Source organism: Arthrobacter sp. SLBN-122 (assembly GCF_006715165.1).
Taxonomy (GTDB): domain Bacteria; phylum Actinomycetota; class Actinomycetes; order Actinomycetales; family Micrococcaceae; genus Arthrobacter.
On the sequence record NZ_VFMS01000001.1, the window covers coordinates 3,206,688 to 3,221,851 of the forward strand.

The window sequence follows — 15,164 nt, forward strand, 5'->3', positions numbered from 1 at the left end:
GGCACCAGGCGCGGCCACTGACGGCAGGTCCGGGTCAGGCGGGTGCTGCGTCGAGGTACTGGTCCGCCCAGGCGGCGATGATCCGCGCCGCCCGGGCCGCTTGCCCCCTGCCGGTCAGGAGATGGTCACTTCCCTCAAGGGAGACGAAGTTCCGCGGATGCCTGGCCGTCTGGAAGATGGTGCTGGCATTCTCGATCCCCACGGTGTTGTCGGTGGGAGAGTGCAGCACCATCAACGGCTTGTGCAGCTGTTTGATGCAGTCCGTCAGGTCCGCGTTCTCCAGGTCCTCCACGAAGTGCCGGCGGATCTCCACCCGTTTGCCGCCCAGGTCTACTTCAGCGCTGCCCTCGCTCAGGATCCTGTCCAGTGCCGCATCGAAGACGTGGGCCACGTGCTTGGGGGAGAAGGGCGCTCCGACGGTGGCAACGGCATCCAGCTCAGGAATCTCCCGCGCGGCGGCAAGGACCGCCGCACCGCCGAACGAGTGGCCCACCAGCAGGGAAATTTCCTTTCCCTGGCTGCGCATGAACTCCGCAGCCTTCACTGTGTCCGCCACCTTGTGGCTGAACGAGCCTGATGACCATTCTCCGGCCGAGCCGCCCAGGCCCAGGTTGTCGAAGCGCAGCATGCCGATGCCGCTGTCCGCCAGCGCCTTGCACATCCGGGACGCGGAGGGGCTGTCCTTGCCCAGTGTGAAACCGTGCGAGAAGACGCCCCAGCCTTTGACGGGACCCTCGGGGACGTCAATGATGCCGGACAGCGTCTCGCCGGTGGAACCGGTGAATGACACTTTTTCGGAGCGGGACAAGGAGGACCCCTTTCTAGGTACAGCTTGCTCCATCACTTTTGGTTCCCAAAGCGGACGTTTAGGGACCAAAACTGATGGAGCATCCGGCTGGGTTAGCGCTGAAACGACGACGGCGCCGCCACCACACGTGGTGAGCGACGCCGTCGGCCGTTATATATCTATTGGTGAACGTGCCTAGATCTTGCGGGCCAGGATGGCCTGCTTGACCTCCGCGATGGCCTGCGTGACCTGGATGCCGCGGGGGCATGCCTCGGAGCAGTTGAAGGTGGTGCGGCAGCGCCACACGCCTTCCTTGTCGTTCAGGATCTCCAGGCGCATGTCACCGGCATCATCACGCGAGTCGAAGATAAAGCGGTGCGCATTGACGATTGCGGCGGGGCCGAAGTACTGCCCGTCCGTCCAGAACACGGGGCAGGAGGACGTGCACGCGGCGCACAGGATGCACTTGGTGGTGTCGTCAAAACGCTCACGGTCCTCAGCGGACTGCAGGCGTTCCCGGGTGGGCTCGTGGCCCTTGTTGATCAGGAAGGGCATGACCTCGCGGTACGACTGGAAGAAGGGCTCCATGTCCACGATGAGGTCCTTCTCCACCGGCAGGCCCTTGATGGGTTCCACCGTGATGGGCTTGGACGTGTCCAGGTCCTTCAGCAGGGTCTTGCAGGCAAGGCGGTTGCGGCCGTTGATGCGCATGGCGTCCGAGCCGCACACACCGTGGGCGCAGGAGCGCCGGAAGGACAGCGTGCCGTCCGTCTCCCACTTGACCTTGTGCAGGGCATCCAGGACGCGGTCCGTGCCATACATGGTCAGGTGGAAGTCATCCCAGGTGGCTTCTTCGGAAACCTCCGGGTTGTACCGGCGGACCCGCAGGTGGACGTCGAACGTGGGGATTTCCCCGCCCCCGCCAACGCCGGCAGGAAGTTCAACCTTTGAGGCTGGCTCAGCGATTTCAGCGGTCATCTTAGTACTTCCTCACCATCGGCTCGTAGCGGGTAAAGACAACCGGCTTGGTGGCGAGGCGGATGCCGGCGATTGATTCCGCCGACCCGTCAGCCGGTGCATGGTCATCCTTGTACGCCATGGAGTGCTTCATGAATTTCTCGTCGTCACGCTCGGGGAAGTCCTCGCGGAAGTGTCCGCCACGGGATTCCTCACGGTGCAGGGCGGCCACGGTCATGACCTTGGCCAGTTCCAGCAGGAAGCCGAGCTCAACGGCCTCAAGCAGGTCCAGGTTGAAGCGCTTGCCCTTGTCCTGGACGTTGATGCGCTTGTACCGCTCCTCGAAGGAGGCGATGTCCCGCAGCACCTGGTTCAGGGTGTCCGCCGTGCGGAACACCTGCATGTTGGCGTCCATGGTGTCCTGCAGTTCCTTGCGGATCTGCGCCACCTTTTCGTCGCCGGTGCCGTTGCGGGCAATGTCCAGCAGCTCGGTGGTGTAGGCCAGCGGGTTCTCCGGCAGCTCCACGAACTGGGCGGTCTTGGCGTATTCCGCGGCGGCGATACCTGCCCGCTTGCCGAACACGTTGATGTCCAGCAGGGAGTTGGTGCCAAGGCGGTTGGACCCGTGCACCGACACGCAGGCCACTTCGCCGGCTGCGTAAAGACCGGGGACCACGGTGTCGTTGTCCTGGAGCACCTCGGTGGTGATGTTCGTCGGGATGCCGCCCATGGCGTAGTGGGCCGTGGGGAACACCGGAACGGGCTCCGTGTAGGGCTCAACGCCCAGGTAGGTGCGGGCGAACTCGGTGATGTCCGGCAGCTTCGCATCGATGTGCGCCGGCTCCAGGTGGGTCAGGTCAAGGAGGACGTAGTCCTTGTTCGGACCGCAGCCGCGGCCTTCGCGGACCTCGTTTGCCATGGAGCGGGCCACGATGTCACGGGGGGCCAGGTCCTTGATGGTGGGGGCGTAGCGCTCCATGAAGCGCTCACCCTCGGAGTTGCGCAGGATGGCACCTTCACCGCGGGCGGCCTCGGACAGCAGGATGCCCAGGCCCGCCAGGCCTGTCGGGTGGAACTGGAAGAACTCCATGTCCTCCAAGGGGATCCCGCGGCGGAAGGCGATGCCCATTCCGTCGCCGGTAAGGGTGTGGGCGTTGGACGTGGTCTTGAAGACCTTGCCGGCACCACCGGAGGCGAACACCACGGACTTGGCCTGGAACACGTGCAGTTCGCCGGAAGCGAGGTCGTAGGAGACCACGCCGGCCACGCGCTTCTGCTTGTAGGGCGTGCCGTCTGCGCGGACAGCGTCCTCTTCGACCGTCAGCAGGTCCAGGACGTAGTACTCGTTGTAGAACTCAACGTTGTGCTTGACGCAGTTTTGGTACAGGGTCTGCAGGATCATGTGGCCGGTGCGGTCCGCTGCGTAGCATGCGCGGCGGACCGGAGCCTTGCCGTGGTCACGGGTGTGGCCGCCGAAACGGCGCTGGTCAATGCGGCCTTCGGGCGTGCGGTTGAAGGGCAGGCCCATCTTTTCCAGGTCCAGCACGGCGTCGATGGCTTCCTTGGCCATGACCTCGGCGGCGTCCTGGTCAACCAGGTAGTCGCCGCCCTTGACGGTGTCGAACGTGTGCCATTCCCAGTTGTCTTCCTCGACATTGGCAAGGGCTGCGCACATGCCACCCTGCGCCGCACCAGTGTGCGAGCGGGTGGGGTAAAGCTTGGTCAGTACTGCTGTGCGCGCACGCTGACCGGACTCGATCGCGGCGCGCATGCCAGCGCCACCGGCACCGACGATGACGACGTCGTACTTATGGACCTGCATACCAGACGCTCTTTCTCTCAAAATTCGCTATAAGACAACGGGGCGGCTTTGCCTGCTCCGCAAAACAGGGCCCGCGGAAAAGCCCGCGGGCCCGGGGTTGTGCCAGTGCTAGGCAGGGCAGAATCCACCAGGAAGGGCAACACCGTTCACCACAGGGCACGGGTTGAAGGTGAAGATGACCAGCGTGCCCAGGAGGATGATAACGACGGCGGCCGCGTACAGGACGGTCTTCAGCCAGCGGCGGGTGGAGGTCTTCTCGGCGTAGTCGTTAATGATGGTCCGCACGCCGTTGGTGCCGTGCAGCATGGCCAGCCAGAGCATGGCGAGATCCCAGAACTGCCAGAACGGGTCTGCCCACTTGCCGGCAACAAAACCGAAGTCGATGGCGTGGATGCCTTCGCCCACCATGAGGTTCACGAACAGGTGGCCGAAAATGAGGACCACCAGCACCACGCCGGAAAGGCGCATGAACAGCCAGGCGATCATCTCGAAGTTGCCCCGGGAGCCGCCACTGCGGCGGTACTGGGGGGCGATCCGCCCGCTGCGGGGGCTCTCGATCGTTGCAGTCATGGCTTAGTGACCTCCGAGGGCGAGGGACAGGTGGCGGATGGAGAAGGCGACCATGGTCACGACCCACAGGGCCAGGACTGCCCACAGCATCTGCCGCTGGTACTTGGCGCCCTTCTTCCAGAAGTCGACCGCAATGATCCGCAGGCCGTTGAAGGCGTGGAACACGATGGCGGCAACAAGGCCGGTCTCGCCCAGCGCCATCAGGGGGTTCTTGTAGGCGCCAATCACAGCGGTGTAGGCCTCCGGTGACACACGCACCAAGGAGGTGTCCAGGACGTGGACCAACAAGAAGAAAAAGATCACTACACCGGTAATACGGTGTCCTACCCAGGACCACATGCCTTCACGGCCGCGGTACAAGGTGCCAGCTGGTTTTGTCGGCACTGATAAACCTCCCTGCAACACAGCGGCGCTGGCATGAGATCCATGCGGGGGGAACGCCTGCTGCGAGAGCACTCGTAGCTCAGGCCTAAATCTAGGCTCCGCTAACAGCTTATTCAATTTAGGAGTTTCTTGGTGCCCAGTACTGGAGCGGATTTTCCGGGGAAATGAGACGAACGCCACACCCCTGCACGCTTTTGGTCGGGACGGTCCCGCAAAATGGGGGTCTGGTGCGTCTCCAAAGGAACCGGTTGCGGCCCTTCCGCTAAAGTAGCCCTGATGAGTACAGACAAAGTGACAAGCCCGGCTTCACCCCTTGACCGCTTCATTGCGGTGATTCCGGCAGGCGGAGTGGGGACCCGCCTCTGGCCCCTGTCACGTGCAGCAGCTCCCAAGTTCCTTCACGATCTCACGGGATCGGGCAGCACCTTGCTGCGCGCCACCTATGACCGGCTGCACCCGCTGGCAGACAGCCGGATGCTGGTAGTCACCGGCAAGGCGCACCGCGAAGCCGTGTGCCGGCAGTTGCCCGAGCTTCAGGATTCGGACCTGGTCCTCGAATCAGAGCCCAAGGACTCCGGTGCGGCCATCGGCCTTGCCGCGGCCATCCTGCACGAGCGCGATCCCGATACCATCATGGGTTCCTTCGCCGCGGACCAGGTGATCAGCCCGGACGACCTGTTCCAGCAGGCGGTCCGCGAAGCCATCCACACCGCTGCCGCCGGCAAGATCGTCACCATCGGCATTAAGCCCACGCACCCGTCCACCGGGTTCGGCTACATCCGTTCCGGCAAGGCACTGCACATCGATGGTGCCCCCAGCGCCCACGACGTAGTGGAGTTCGTCGAAAAGCCGGATGAGGTGGTGGCGCAGCAGTACGTGGACAGTGGTGACTATGTGTGGAACGCCGGCATGTTCGTGGCGCCCGTGGCGCTGATGCTCAAGCACCTTGAGGCGAACCAGCCCGAGCTGTTCCAGGGCCTGCAGGAAATCGCCCGCGCATGGGACACTCCGGAGCGCGACGAGGTCACGGCGCGCGTATGGCCAACACTGCCAAAGATCGCCATCGACTACGCCGTGGCCGAACCCGCCGCCGAAGCCGGGGACGTCGCCGTCGTCCCCGGGACCTTCCGTTGGGACGACGTTGGCGACTTCGCCTCCGTGGGGCGCCTCAACAGCGCCAAGGAAGTGGACGACGTCACGGTCCTCGGCGAAGGCGCCCGCGTGTTCACCGAGAACTCGAGCGGCGTTGTGGTCACCGACACCAAGCGCGTGATCGCCCTGATCGGCATCCAGGACGTTGTCATCGTGGACACGCCGGACGCTTTGCTGGTGACCACCATGGCCAATTCACAGCGCGTCAAGGCTGCCGTTGACGCACTCAAGGCAAGCGGCGACACGGACGTCCTCTGAACGGGAAACCTGCCGGCTCAACTCGTGCCGGCAGGTTCCGGGATGTAATGAGGCGTGAGTGAATGGGCACTAAAGCCGGCACCCTCGCTAGAGTGAAGCAGTGCGCAATTACACTACTGAAGCCGAGCCCACCGCCCTGGTGGCTCCCTGGCTCGAACCGCTCTTACCGGAACTGATCGAATTCCGGCGGGACCTGCATGCGCACCCGGAGCTGTCCTTCAAGGAGTTCCGCACCACCGACAAGCTCGCCGAGCGGCTCGAAGCTGCCGGCCTGAGCCCCCGCCGCCTGGAGGGCACCGGGCTGACGGTGGACGTGGGCGACGGCCCCATCGCCACGGCGCTTCGCGGGGACATCGATGCCCTCCCCATCATCGAGGAGACCGGGCTCCCGTTCGCGTCGAAGAACCACGGCGTCACGCACGCCTGCGGCCACGACGTGCACACCGCCACCATGCTGGGCATCGCCCTGGTCCTGCACCGGATGCACCAGGAATCACCCCTCGGCGCCACCGTCCGGATCATCTTCCAGCCCGCTGAGGAGACCATGCCCGGTGGGGCGCATTCCTGCATTGAGCAGGGTGTGCTGGACGGCGTCCCCCGGATTTTGGCGCTGCATTGCGATCCCCGCATTGAAGTGGGCAAGGTGGGAACCCGCATCGGTGCCATCACCTCGGCGTCGGACACCATCCGGATCGAGCTCTCCGGCCGCGGCGGCCACACCTCCCGCCCCCACCTGACCGAGGACCTGGTGTTCGCACTGGCCCAGATTGCCGTCAACGTACCGGCCGTGCTGTCCCGCCGGGTGGACGTCCGCAGCGGCGTCTCCGTGGTGTGGGGCCAGATCACCGCAGGCTCGGCACCCAACGCCATCCCCGGCAGCGGCTACATGGCCGGGACCATGCGCTGCCTGGACCGGGACGCCTGGCACGCCGCCGGCGAACTCCTCGACGAAGTGGTCCACCAAGTGGCCGCGCCCTACGGCGTGGATGTCCACCTGGAGCACACCAGGGGAGTGCCGCCGGTGGTCAATTCCGAACACGAGACGGCCATCATCGAGGCTGCCGCCCGGGCCGAAATCGGCGAAAGCGCCGTGGTGCTGACGCCGCAGTCCATGGGCGGCGAGGATTTCGCCTGGTTCCTCGCGGAACTTCCCGGCGCCATGATGCGCCTGGGCACCAAGACGCCGGGCGGCGAGGACTACGACCTCCACCGCGGCGATTACATTCTGGACGAGCGCTCCCTTGGCCTGGGCATCCGGGTCCTCACCGCAGCGGCGCTGCGCACCATCCGCGACCTGGAGCAGACCCAGGCTTCCTGATAACCCTTGCCTGGTATCCCCGCCTCCGCGGCAGGGATACCGGGCATCGCTGTTCCAGGACAACAAGGAAAGTACGACGACGGCGGCGAACCAGGGCGGCCGGAGGTGCGGTAAGTTGTGCACAACTTAGTTGTGGACTATCGTTCTATCCATGACCGAAGCACCCCGCTTGGACCGGCAAGTCTGCTTTGCGCTGTACTCGGCCTCCCGTGCCGCTACCGCCGTCTACCGGCCTGTCCTGGACGAACTGGGCCTCACCTACCCGCAGTACCTGGTGATGCTGGTCCTGTGGGAAAACGAACCCCGGGGCGTAAAGGAGCTCGGCGGGGAGCTGGGCCTTGACTCCGGCACCCTGTCACCGCTCCTGAAGCGCCTGGAAGCCCTGGGGTTCGTGGATCGGCGGCGCTCCGGCGAGGACGAACGCCGCGTTGCCATCCACCTGACACCGGCCGGGCGAAGCCTCAGCGGCAAGGCAAGTGCCATTCCGCAGCGGCTGGCCGACGCCGCAGGTCTCTCCCTGGACGAACTTGAGCAGCTGCGGACCACGCTGGGCAAGCTCACGGCTGCCCTGCATGAATCGCTGTGACCCGAAATACTGCACCATCCCACCAACAGGACGGATATTTTTCGTGAAGACTCTCTACACCGCCGAGGCCCTGGCCTCGGGTGAAGGCCGTGACGGCGCTGCGCGCAGCAACGACGGCAAGCTGGCAGTGGCCCTCGCCAGCCCGGTCGAACTCGGTGGCAGCGGCCAGGGCACCAACCCCGAACAGCTCTTCGCCGCCGGGTATGCCGCCTGCTTCCACTCCGCCCTACGCCTGGTGGGCCGGAAGGCAGGAGCCGACCTGACGGATTCGGCAGTGGCGGCGAAGATCCACCTGGGTCAGTTGGACGGCGCTGCCGGTTTCGGTCTGGCCGCCGAGCTCGAAATTGCCCTGCCCGCGCTGGACCTCGCTGCCGCAGAAGAGCTGGTGGCCAAGGCGCATGAGGTCTGCCCCTATTCGAATGCCACGCGCGGCAACATCACCGTTGACCTCAAGATCCTGGAGTACGCAGCATGAGCACAGCCCTTGCAACCACCACCCGCGAAATCCGCCTGGCCTCGCGCCCGGTAGGACGTCCCACCGGCGAGAACTTCGAACTTGCCGAGTCGCCGCTGCCCGCACTTGAAGACGGCCAGATCCTGGTGCGCAACCTTTTCATGTCCGTTGACCCCTACATGCGCGGCAGGATGAACGACGTCAAGTCCTACTCAGCACCCTTCGCCGTGGGGAAGGCGCTCGACGGCGGCGCGGTGGGCGAGGTGATCGCGTCCCGTTCATCCGCACACCAGGAGGGCGACGTCGTCGTGCATTCCCTTGGCTGGCGCGAATACGCAGTAGTGGACGGCTCTGCCGCCACCCCGGCCCGCACCGATCTGGCCCCTGCTTCAGCTTTCCTGGGCGCGCTGGGCATGACCGGCCTGACTGCCTACTCCGGGCTTTTGAAGGTCGCCGAATTCGAGCCCGGGGACGCAGTGTTCGTTTCCGGCGCCGCGGGTGCCGTGGGCTCCCTGGTGGGCCAGATCGCCAAGGCCCTGGGCGCGTCCCGCGTCATCGGCTCCGCCGGCTCGCCCGCCAAGGTGGCCCGGCTCCTGGAGCTCGGCTTCGACGCCGCGTTCGACTACCACGACGGCCCGGTTGTGGAGCAGTTGGAGAAGGCAGCCGGCCCGGCCGGCATCGACGTCTACTTCGACAACGTGGGCGGCGATCACCTCGAGGCAGCCCTGGCAGTCCTGAACGTGGGCGGCCGTGTGGCCATGTGCGGTGCCATCGCGCAGTACAACTCCACCGAACCCACGCCCGCACCCCGCAACCTGATGCAGGCCATCGGCAAACAGCTCACCCTCAAGGGCTTCCTGGTGGGCGGGCAGCGCCAGCATGCGGCAGAGTTCGCGGAGAAGATGGCCGGGTGGCTGGCGGACGGGACCGTGCGCTACGACGAGACCATCGTCGACGGGCTGGAGAACGCTCCGCAGGCATTCATGGACCTCCTGGACGGCGCAAATACCGGCAAGATGCTGGTCCGGCTGTAGCCTGCAGCAGCATGAATCAGCAGTTGGGGCACCGCATTCCGCGGTGCCCCTACTGCTTGGTAACAACTTGTAAACAATCTCCCGGATGGGCTCCCGCCGTGCTATTGGGACGTGGCGCAGGCCACTAAAGTAAGTGCCATCAGTGCGCTACGGCGCAGTGCTGCGTGCCTTCAATGAAAACAGAATTTCAGCGCCGAAACGTCACACTCATTGAATTCCAGCCCGTAGCGCCACTCGCATCATCCCTGGAGGAAAATTGAAGAAATCACTGCGTGCCGGCTTCAAGCGCGGTTCAATGGCCGGTGTGGCCACCCTCGGTGCGTCCGCGCTTGTGCTCACCGCCTGCGGTGCGGCCCCCGAGGCCGGCAGCACCGCATCCGCCGGTGCCAGCGACTACACGGGCTGCATCGTTTCGGACTCCGGTGGATTCGATGACCAGTCCTTCAACCAGTCCTCCTACGAGGGCCTGAAGAAGACCGAGAAGGACCTGGGCATCAAGGTCAACCAGGTGGAGTCGAAGACCAACAACGACTTCGAGCCCAACCTGCGGGCCATGGTCACCGCCGGCTGCAACCTCACCATCACCGTGGGCTTCCTGCTCAAAGACGCCACGAAGGCGCAGGCCACCGCCAACCCGGACAAGCACTTCGCCATCATCGACGCCGGCTACGACCAGCCCATCAGCAACGTCAAGCCGATCATCTACGACACCGCCCAGGCGGCATTCCTGGCCGGCTACCTGGCGGCAGGAACCACCAAGACCGGAACCGTGGCCACCTTCGGCGGCATCAAGATCCCCACTGTCACCATCTTCATGGACGGCTACGCGGACGGTGTGAAGTACTACAACCAGCAAAAGGGCAAGAACGTCAAGCTCCTGGGCTGGAACAAGGACGCCCAGGACGGCAGCTTCACCGGTGACTTCGAAAAGCAGGACGTGGGCAAGCAGCTGACCAAGAACTTCCTGGACCAGGGCGCGGACATCGTCATGCCCGTGGCCGGTCCCGTAGGCAAGGGCGCCGGCGCAGCGCTGAACGAGGCCAAGGCTGCCGGAAAGGACGTCAAGCTGATCTGGGTTGACTCCGACGGCTACCTCACCGCCCCGGACTACAAGGACATCATGCTCTCCTCCGTCATGAAGCAGATGGGCGAGGCCGTGGAAACCGTGGTTACCGAGGACAAGGACGGCAAGTTCAACAACACCCCGTATGTGGGCACCCTTGCCAACGACGGCGTGCAACTGGCGCCCTTCCACGACCTCGATTCCCAGGTCCCCGCGGAACTGAAATCCGACCTCGAGAAGATCAAGAAGGACATCGTCGACGGCAAGCTGAAGGTTGAGTCCGCAGCGAGCCCCAAGGCCTGATCCACCAACAGGAAGCGCCACCGCCGGTCCGTCACCCACTGGCCGGCTGGTGGCGCTTTTTGCTGGCCGAACGTTTACCGCGCCCGGCCGGCTCCTCCCGGTACTGCAGCCACTAGGCTGGTGCTGCAGCCATATATCCCGTCCGGTCGATCACCGGACGCTTCGAGATTGGTCAGAGTTTTGAAACTTGAACTCAGAGGGATCACCAAACGCTTTGGCACGCTCCTGGCCAACGACCACATCGACGTGGTGGTTGAGCCGGGCCAGATCCATTGCCTCCTTGGTGAAAACGGGGCGGGTAAATCCACCCTGATGAACGTGCTGTACGGGCTCTACGAGCCCTCCGAAGGCGAAATCCTCATCGATGACAAGCCGGTCACCTTCAGGGGTCCCGGTGATGCCATGGCGGCAGGGATCGGCATGGTGCACCAGCACTTCATGCTGGTGCCCGTCTTCACCGTGGCCGAGAACGTGGCACTGGGTGCCGAACCCACCAAAGCGGGCGGGTTCCTCAACCTGGACCAGACCCGGCAGCGCATCAAGGAGATCTCGGACCAGTACGGCTTCGACGTGGACCCGGACGCCCTGGTGGAGGACCTGCCGGTAGGTGTGCAGCAGCGGGTGGAAATCATCAAGGCGCTGGTCCGCAACGCGAAGGTCCTGATCCTTGACGAGCCCACGGCCGTACTGACCCCGCAGGAGACCGACGAGCTCCTGGACATCATGCGCCAGCTAAAGTCCCGCGGAACCTCCATCGTCTTCATCTCGCACAAGCTGCGCGAGGTCAAGGCAGTCTCGGACACCATCACCGTGATCCGGCGCGGCAAGGTGGTGGGCACTGCCGATCCTGCCGCCTCCACCACCGAGCTTGCCTCAATGATGGTGGGCCGTGCCGTGAGCCTGACCCTGGACAAGGCACCGGCCCAGCCCAGGGAAACCACCTTCGAGGTCCGCGACCTCACCGTCGTCGCGCCCAACGGGCAGCACGTGGTGGACCACCTCAGCTTCCACATCAAACGCGGTGAGATCCTGGCCATTGCAGGCGTCCAGGGCAACGGGCAGACCGAACTCACCGAGGCCATCCTGGGCCTGCAGGAGCGGGTCACCGGTTCCATCGTCCTGGACGGCAAGGAACTCGTGGGCCGGTCCGTCAAGGAAGTCCTGCAGGCCGGCGTCGGGTTTGTGCCCGAGGACCGCAAAGTGGACGGCCTGGTGAGCACCTTCTCTGTGGCGGAGAACCTGGTCCTTGATCTTTACGACAAACCGCCCTTCGCCAAGGGAATCAGCATGAGCCCGGCGAAAATCATGGAGAACGCCAAGGCACGGATCGGCGAATTCGATGTCCGCACCCCCTCGGCCGCGGCGGCCGCCGGAACGCTGTCCGGCGGCAACCAGCAAAAACTCGTGATGGCCCGGGAACTGTCCCGCCCCCTGCGCCTCTTCATTGCTTCCCAGCCCACCCGCGGCGTGGATGTCGGGTCCATCGAATTCCTCCACCGGCGGATCGTCGCGGAGCGTGACCAGGGGACCCCGGTCATGATCATTTCCACCGAGCTGGACGAAGTGATGGAACTGGCCGACCGCATCGCGGTGCTCTACAAAGGCAGGCTGGTGGGCACTGTCCCCGCCGGGACAAGCCGCGACGTGCTGGGCCTCATGATGGCCGGCATCCGGCCCGAAGAACACGCCCAGACCCCGCAGGCCGGCACCCCGGCCGCCACCTCCAACGCCGAGGGAGCCGACCATGCCTGACCAGCCTTCCCCCAAAAACGCCAAGGACGACCCACAGACTGAAGGCAACCGGCACGCCGACGGCCAACGTCGCGGCGCCGAGGGCCAGGACAGCCCGGCCGTGGAGGACACGGCCGCCGTGGTGGCCGTCGATACGGCCGGCGGCGCGATGCAGCCCTCGGCTGTTCCGGCCACGGCCCAAAGCGGGCAGCTTGCCGGTGGCTCCGAGACCGTACTTCGCCGGATCTTCACCGGAAGCGGGATCGTTTCCGTGCTGGCAGTGCTGCTGGCGCTGATCATCGGCGGCCTGCTTATTGCCAGCACGGACAAGCAGGTGGCCACCACGGCCGGCTACTTCTTCGCCCGGCCCACGGACATGCTGGCGGCTGTCTGGAATGCCGCCACCCGCTCCTACATTGCACTGTTCCAGGGCTCGGTGTTCAATCCCCGCGGCAACGGCCTGGCCGCCCAGTTGGCACCCTTCATGGAGACCCTCACCATCGCCACGCCGCTCATCACCGCCGGCCTGGGCGTGGCACTGGCATTCCGGGCCGGGCTCTTCAACATCGGCGCACAGGGGCAGATCATCGTGGCCGGCATCCTGGCGGCCTGGGCGGGCTTTGCCCTGCACCTTCCGTTTGGCCTGCACCTGCTGCTCGTGCTGGTGGCCGGCATCGTCGGCGGCGCCCTCTGGGGTGGGCTGGCCGGGCTGCTGAAGGCCCGCACCGGAGCCCACGAAGTCATCGTGACCATCATGTTCAACTACATAGCGCTGTACTTCCTGCGCTACCTGCTGAACACCCCGGCATTCCAGCGGCCGGGGGAGTCCAACCCCATTTCGCCCATCCTGGATCCCAGCGCCGTGTACCCGCAGATCCTGGGGAGCCAGTACCGGCTGCACCTGGGCTTCGTCCTGGCGATCGCCGCCACGGTGCTGGTGTGGTGGCTCCTTAACCGCTCCACAGTCGGCTTTGAGTTCCGTGCCGTGGGTGCCAACCCCAAGGCGGCGCAGACCGCCGGCATCAATGTCTCCCGCTCCACCATCCTGGTCATGGCCATAGCCGGCGGGCTCGCCGGCATGTCAGGTGTGGCCCAGGTTGCCGGCACCGAGAAGGTGCTCACGGACGGCGTCGCCGCCACATACGGTTTTGACGCCATCACGGTCGCCCTGCTGGGACGTTCGACGCCGTGGGGCACCTTCGCTGCCGGCCTGCTGTTCGGCGCCTTCCGCGCCGGCGCGGTCCAGATGCAGATCCAGACCGGCACCCCCATCGACATCGTCCTGGTGGTCCAGTCCCTGATTGTCCTTTTCATCGCCGCACCGCCGCTGGTCCGGGCCGTTTTCGGACTGAACCCGCGGCGCAGGAAGCCCGCGCGCACAGCCAAGTCCGGGCAGGCAGCCACAACCGGAGGTGCCGCATGAGCACTACAGTTTCTTCGTCCAGGCCCGGCAAACCCCAGCCGGGAGGATCAAGAGCAGACGCTCCGTCCGCAGCGCCGGCCATCAGGCCAGTCAGCTGGAAGACTCCCGTCCTGCTCAGCGTCTTCGCCCTGGTCTCCCTGGTGTTCTTCGGATTCCTGGCCCCCAGCCAGACGGCCAGCTTCGGCATCTCCACCGGGGAAGACTTCTTCCAGCTGCCCGCACTGGAAATCAACGCGTTTGCCGGCGGCATCGTCCTATCGGTACTCCTCGTGGCGCTGGCGGGATACGCCGTCTACCTGAAGACAAGGAACCAGCCGGCTCCGGGCTGGCTGGCCGTCACCTTCATCGTGATCTTCGTGGCCGCCTTCCTTATTTGGGTGGTGGGCGGCGCCCGTACGCCCGCCATCTCGCTGGCCGGGCTCATCGCCGGATCCGTCACGCTTGCTGTTCCGCTCGTGTTCGGGTCGCTGTCCGGTGTCCTGTGCGAGCGGGTGGGCGTGGTCAACATTGCCATTGAAGGCCAGCTCCTGGGCGGCGCCTTCACCGCAGCCATCGTTGCCAGCATGACAAAGAACGCCTTCGTCGGGCTGCTGGCGGCGGCCATCGCCGGTGCCCTTGTATCCATGGTCCTGGCCCTGTTCAGCATCAAGTACCTGGTGAACCAGATCATCGTCGGCGTGGTCCTTAACGTCCTGGTCTCCGGGGTAACGGGGTTCCTGTTCAGCACCGTCATGCAAGCCAATAAAGCCCAGTTCAACTCACCCCCGGGCCTGGACGTCATCGACATTCCCGTCCTTTCCAGCATTCCGATCATCGGTCCCATCCTGTTCCGCCAGTCACTGGTGGGCTACCTCATGTACGTGGCGGTGGCCGTGGTCTGGATCGGCCTGTTCAAGACGAGGTGGGGGCTGCGCGTCCGGGCAGTGGGGGAGCACCCGCAGGCGGCGGACACCCTTGGCATCAACGTCAACGCCACCCGGTTCTGGAACGTGACCCTCGGTGGTGCCGTCGCCGGCATTGGCGGCTCCTTCTTCACCCTGGTGGCCATCGACAGCTTCACCAAGGAAATTTCCGGTGGCCGCGGCTTCATCGCCCTGGCGGCCCTCATCTTTGGCCGCTGGAACCCGGTGGGCGCCTTCTTCGCTGCACTCCTGTTCGGCTTCGCCGACAACCTCCAGAGCATCGTGACCATCATCGGCACCCCGGTGCCCAGCCAGTTCATGGCCATGCTGCCCTACCTGGTGACCGTCCTCGCCGTCGCTGGCCTGGTCGGCAAATCCAGGGGCCCCGCAGCCAGCGGCATCCCTTACGTCAAGGGATGA

The 15,164-nt window shown here is 65.1% G+C and carries 14 protein-coding genes; 9 read left to right on the forward strand and 5 right to left on the reverse strand.

The genetic code is table 11. From position 1 onward, the window contains the following. Window positions 1-34: 34 nt before the first annotated feature. The 5 genes from FBY36_RS14850 to sdhC form a co-directional block, all read right to left on the reverse strand. On the reverse strand, window positions 35-808 hold the full coding sequence (locus tag FBY36_RS14850; RefSeq protein ID WP_142120595.1) for an alpha/beta hydrolase family protein: 774 nt from the start codon (window positions 806-808) through the stop codon (window positions 35-37). A 174-nt stretch (window positions 809-982) separates the two neighbouring features. Then, window positions 983-1,765, reverse strand: coding sequence for a succinate dehydrogenase iron-sulfur subunit (locus tag FBY36_RS14855; RefSeq protein ID WP_018761929.1), 783 nt, complete (start codon window positions 1,763-1,765; stop codon window positions 983-985). A gap of 1 nt (window position 1,766) precedes the next feature. Next, on the reverse strand, window positions 1,767-3,566 hold the full coding sequence (gene sdhA, locus FBY36_RS14860; RefSeq protein ID WP_142120597.1) for a succinate dehydrogenase flavoprotein subunit: 1,800 nt from the start codon (window positions 3,564-3,566) through the stop codon (window positions 1,767-1,769). A 108-nt stretch (window positions 3,567-3,674) separates the two neighbouring features. Beyond that, window positions 3,675-4,136, reverse strand: coding sequence for a succinate dehydrogenase hydrophobic membrane anchor subunit (locus FBY36_RS14865; protein WP_142030605.1), 462 nt, complete (start codon window positions 4,134-4,136; stop codon window positions 3,675-3,677). 3 nt (window positions 4,137-4,139) lie between these two features. Continuing rightward, the gene (sdhC, locus tag FBY36_RS14870; RefSeq protein ID WP_081620212.1) at window positions 4,140-4,520 is read right to left on the reverse strand and encodes a succinate dehydrogenase, cytochrome b556 subunit; all 381 of its coding nucleotides are present in this window, start codon (window positions 4,518-4,520) and stop codon (window positions 4,140-4,142) included. A 276-nt stretch (window positions 4,521-4,796) separates the two neighbouring features. On the opposite strand from sdhC, the gene FBY36_RS14875 reads away from it, so the two are divergent. From FBY36_RS14875 to FBY36_RS14915, 9 genes are all read left to right on the forward strand, one after another. Further along, window positions 4,797-5,930 carry a mannose-1-phosphate guanylyltransferase gene (locus tag FBY36_RS14875; RefSeq protein ID WP_142120599.1) on the forward strand — a complete coding sequence of 378 codons (1,134 nt, stop codon included), beginning with the start codon at window positions 4,797-4,799 and terminating at the stop codon, window positions 5,928-5,930. Window positions 5,931-6,030: 100 nt separating this feature from the next. Then, complete coding sequence (locus tag FBY36_RS14880) at window positions 6,031-7,248, forward strand: amidohydrolase (protein ID WP_142120601.1); 1,218 nt, start codon at window positions 6,031-6,033, stop codon at window positions 7,246-7,248. Between the two features lie 151 nt (window positions 7,249-7,399). Continuing rightward, window positions 7,400-7,834 carry a MarR family winged helix-turn-helix transcriptional regulator gene (locus FBY36_RS14885; protein WP_142120603.1) on the forward strand — a complete coding sequence of 145 codons (435 nt, stop codon included), beginning with the start codon at window positions 7,400-7,402 and terminating at the stop codon, window positions 7,832-7,834. A 43-nt stretch (window positions 7,835-7,877) separates the two neighbouring features. Next, window positions 7,878-8,309, forward strand: a complete 432-nt coding sequence (locus FBY36_RS14890) for an organic hydroperoxide resistance protein (RefSeq protein ID WP_142120605.1) — start codon at window positions 7,878-7,880, stop codon at window positions 8,307-8,309. Further along, window positions 8,306-9,322 carry an NADP-dependent oxidoreductase gene (locus tag FBY36_RS14895; RefSeq protein ID WP_142120607.1) on the forward strand — a complete coding sequence of 339 codons (1,017 nt, stop codon included), beginning with the start codon at window positions 8,306-8,308 and terminating at the stop codon, window positions 9,320-9,322. Before FBY36_RS14890 ends, FBY36_RS14895 begins: the two co-directional genes overlap by 4 nt. A gap of 256 nt (window positions 9,323-9,578) precedes the next feature. Beyond that, on the forward strand, window positions 9,579-10,688 hold the full coding sequence (locus FBY36_RS14900; protein ID WP_442858246.1) for a BMP family lipoprotein: 1,110 nt from the start codon (window positions 9,579-9,581) through the stop codon (window positions 10,686-10,688). A gap of 180 nt (window positions 10,689-10,868) precedes the next feature. Then, window positions 10,869-12,440, forward strand: coding sequence for an ABC transporter ATP-binding protein (locus tag FBY36_RS14905; RefSeq protein WP_142120608.1), 1,572 nt, complete (start codon window positions 10,869-10,871; stop codon window positions 12,438-12,440). Beyond that, window positions 12,433-13,842: an ABC transporter permease gene (locus tag FBY36_RS14910; RefSeq protein ID WP_142120610.1), complete on the forward strand. Its 1,410-nt coding sequence runs from the start codon at window positions 12,433-12,435 to the stop codon at window positions 13,840-13,842. The genes FBY36_RS14905 and FBY36_RS14910 overlap by 8 nt, the downstream gene beginning before the upstream one ends. Then, the gene (locus FBY36_RS14915) at window positions 13,839-15,164 is read left to right on the forward strand and encodes an ABC transporter permease (RefSeq protein ID WP_142120612.1); all 1,326 of its coding nucleotides are present in this window, start codon (window positions 13,839-13,841) and stop codon (window positions 15,162-15,164) included. The genes FBY36_RS14910 and FBY36_RS14915 overlap by 4 nt, the downstream gene beginning before the upstream one ends.

What these genes read in the sequence shown, in the direction of transcription:
- FBY36_RS14855 (WP_018761929.1), bottom strand. Translation starts at nt 1,765, where the DNA reads ATGACCGCTGAAATCGCTGAGCCAGCCTCAAAGGTTGAACTTCCTGCC.
- FBY36_RS14875 (WP_142120599.1), top strand. Translation starts at nt 4,797, where the DNA reads ATGAGTACAGACAAAGTGACAAGCCCGGCTTCACCCCTTGACCGCTTC.
- FBY36_RS14865 (WP_142030605.1), bottom strand. Translation starts at nt 4,136, where the DNA reads ATGACTGCAACGATCGAGAGCCCCCGCAGCGGGCGGATCGCCCCCCAG.
- sdhA (WP_142120597.1), bottom strand. Translation starts at nt 3,566, where the DNA reads ATGCAGGTCCATAAGTACGACGTCGTCATCGTCGGTGCCGGTGGCGCT.
- FBY36_RS14910 (WP_142120610.1), top strand. Translation starts at nt 12,433, where the DNA reads ATGCCTGACCAGCCTTCCCCCAAAAACGCCAAGGACGACCCACAGACT.
- FBY36_RS14915 (WP_142120612.1), top strand. Translation starts at nt 13,839, where the DNA reads ATGAGCACTACAGTTTCTTCGTCCAGGCCCGGCAAACCCCAGCCGGGA.
- FBY36_RS14885 (WP_142120603.1), top strand. Translation starts at nt 7,400, where the DNA reads ATGACCGAAGCACCCCGCTTGGACCGGCAAGTCTGCTTTGCGCTGTAC.
- FBY36_RS14895 (WP_142120607.1), top strand. Translation starts at nt 8,306, where the DNA reads ATGAGCACAGCCCTTGCAACCACCACCCGCGAAATCCGCCTGGCCTCG.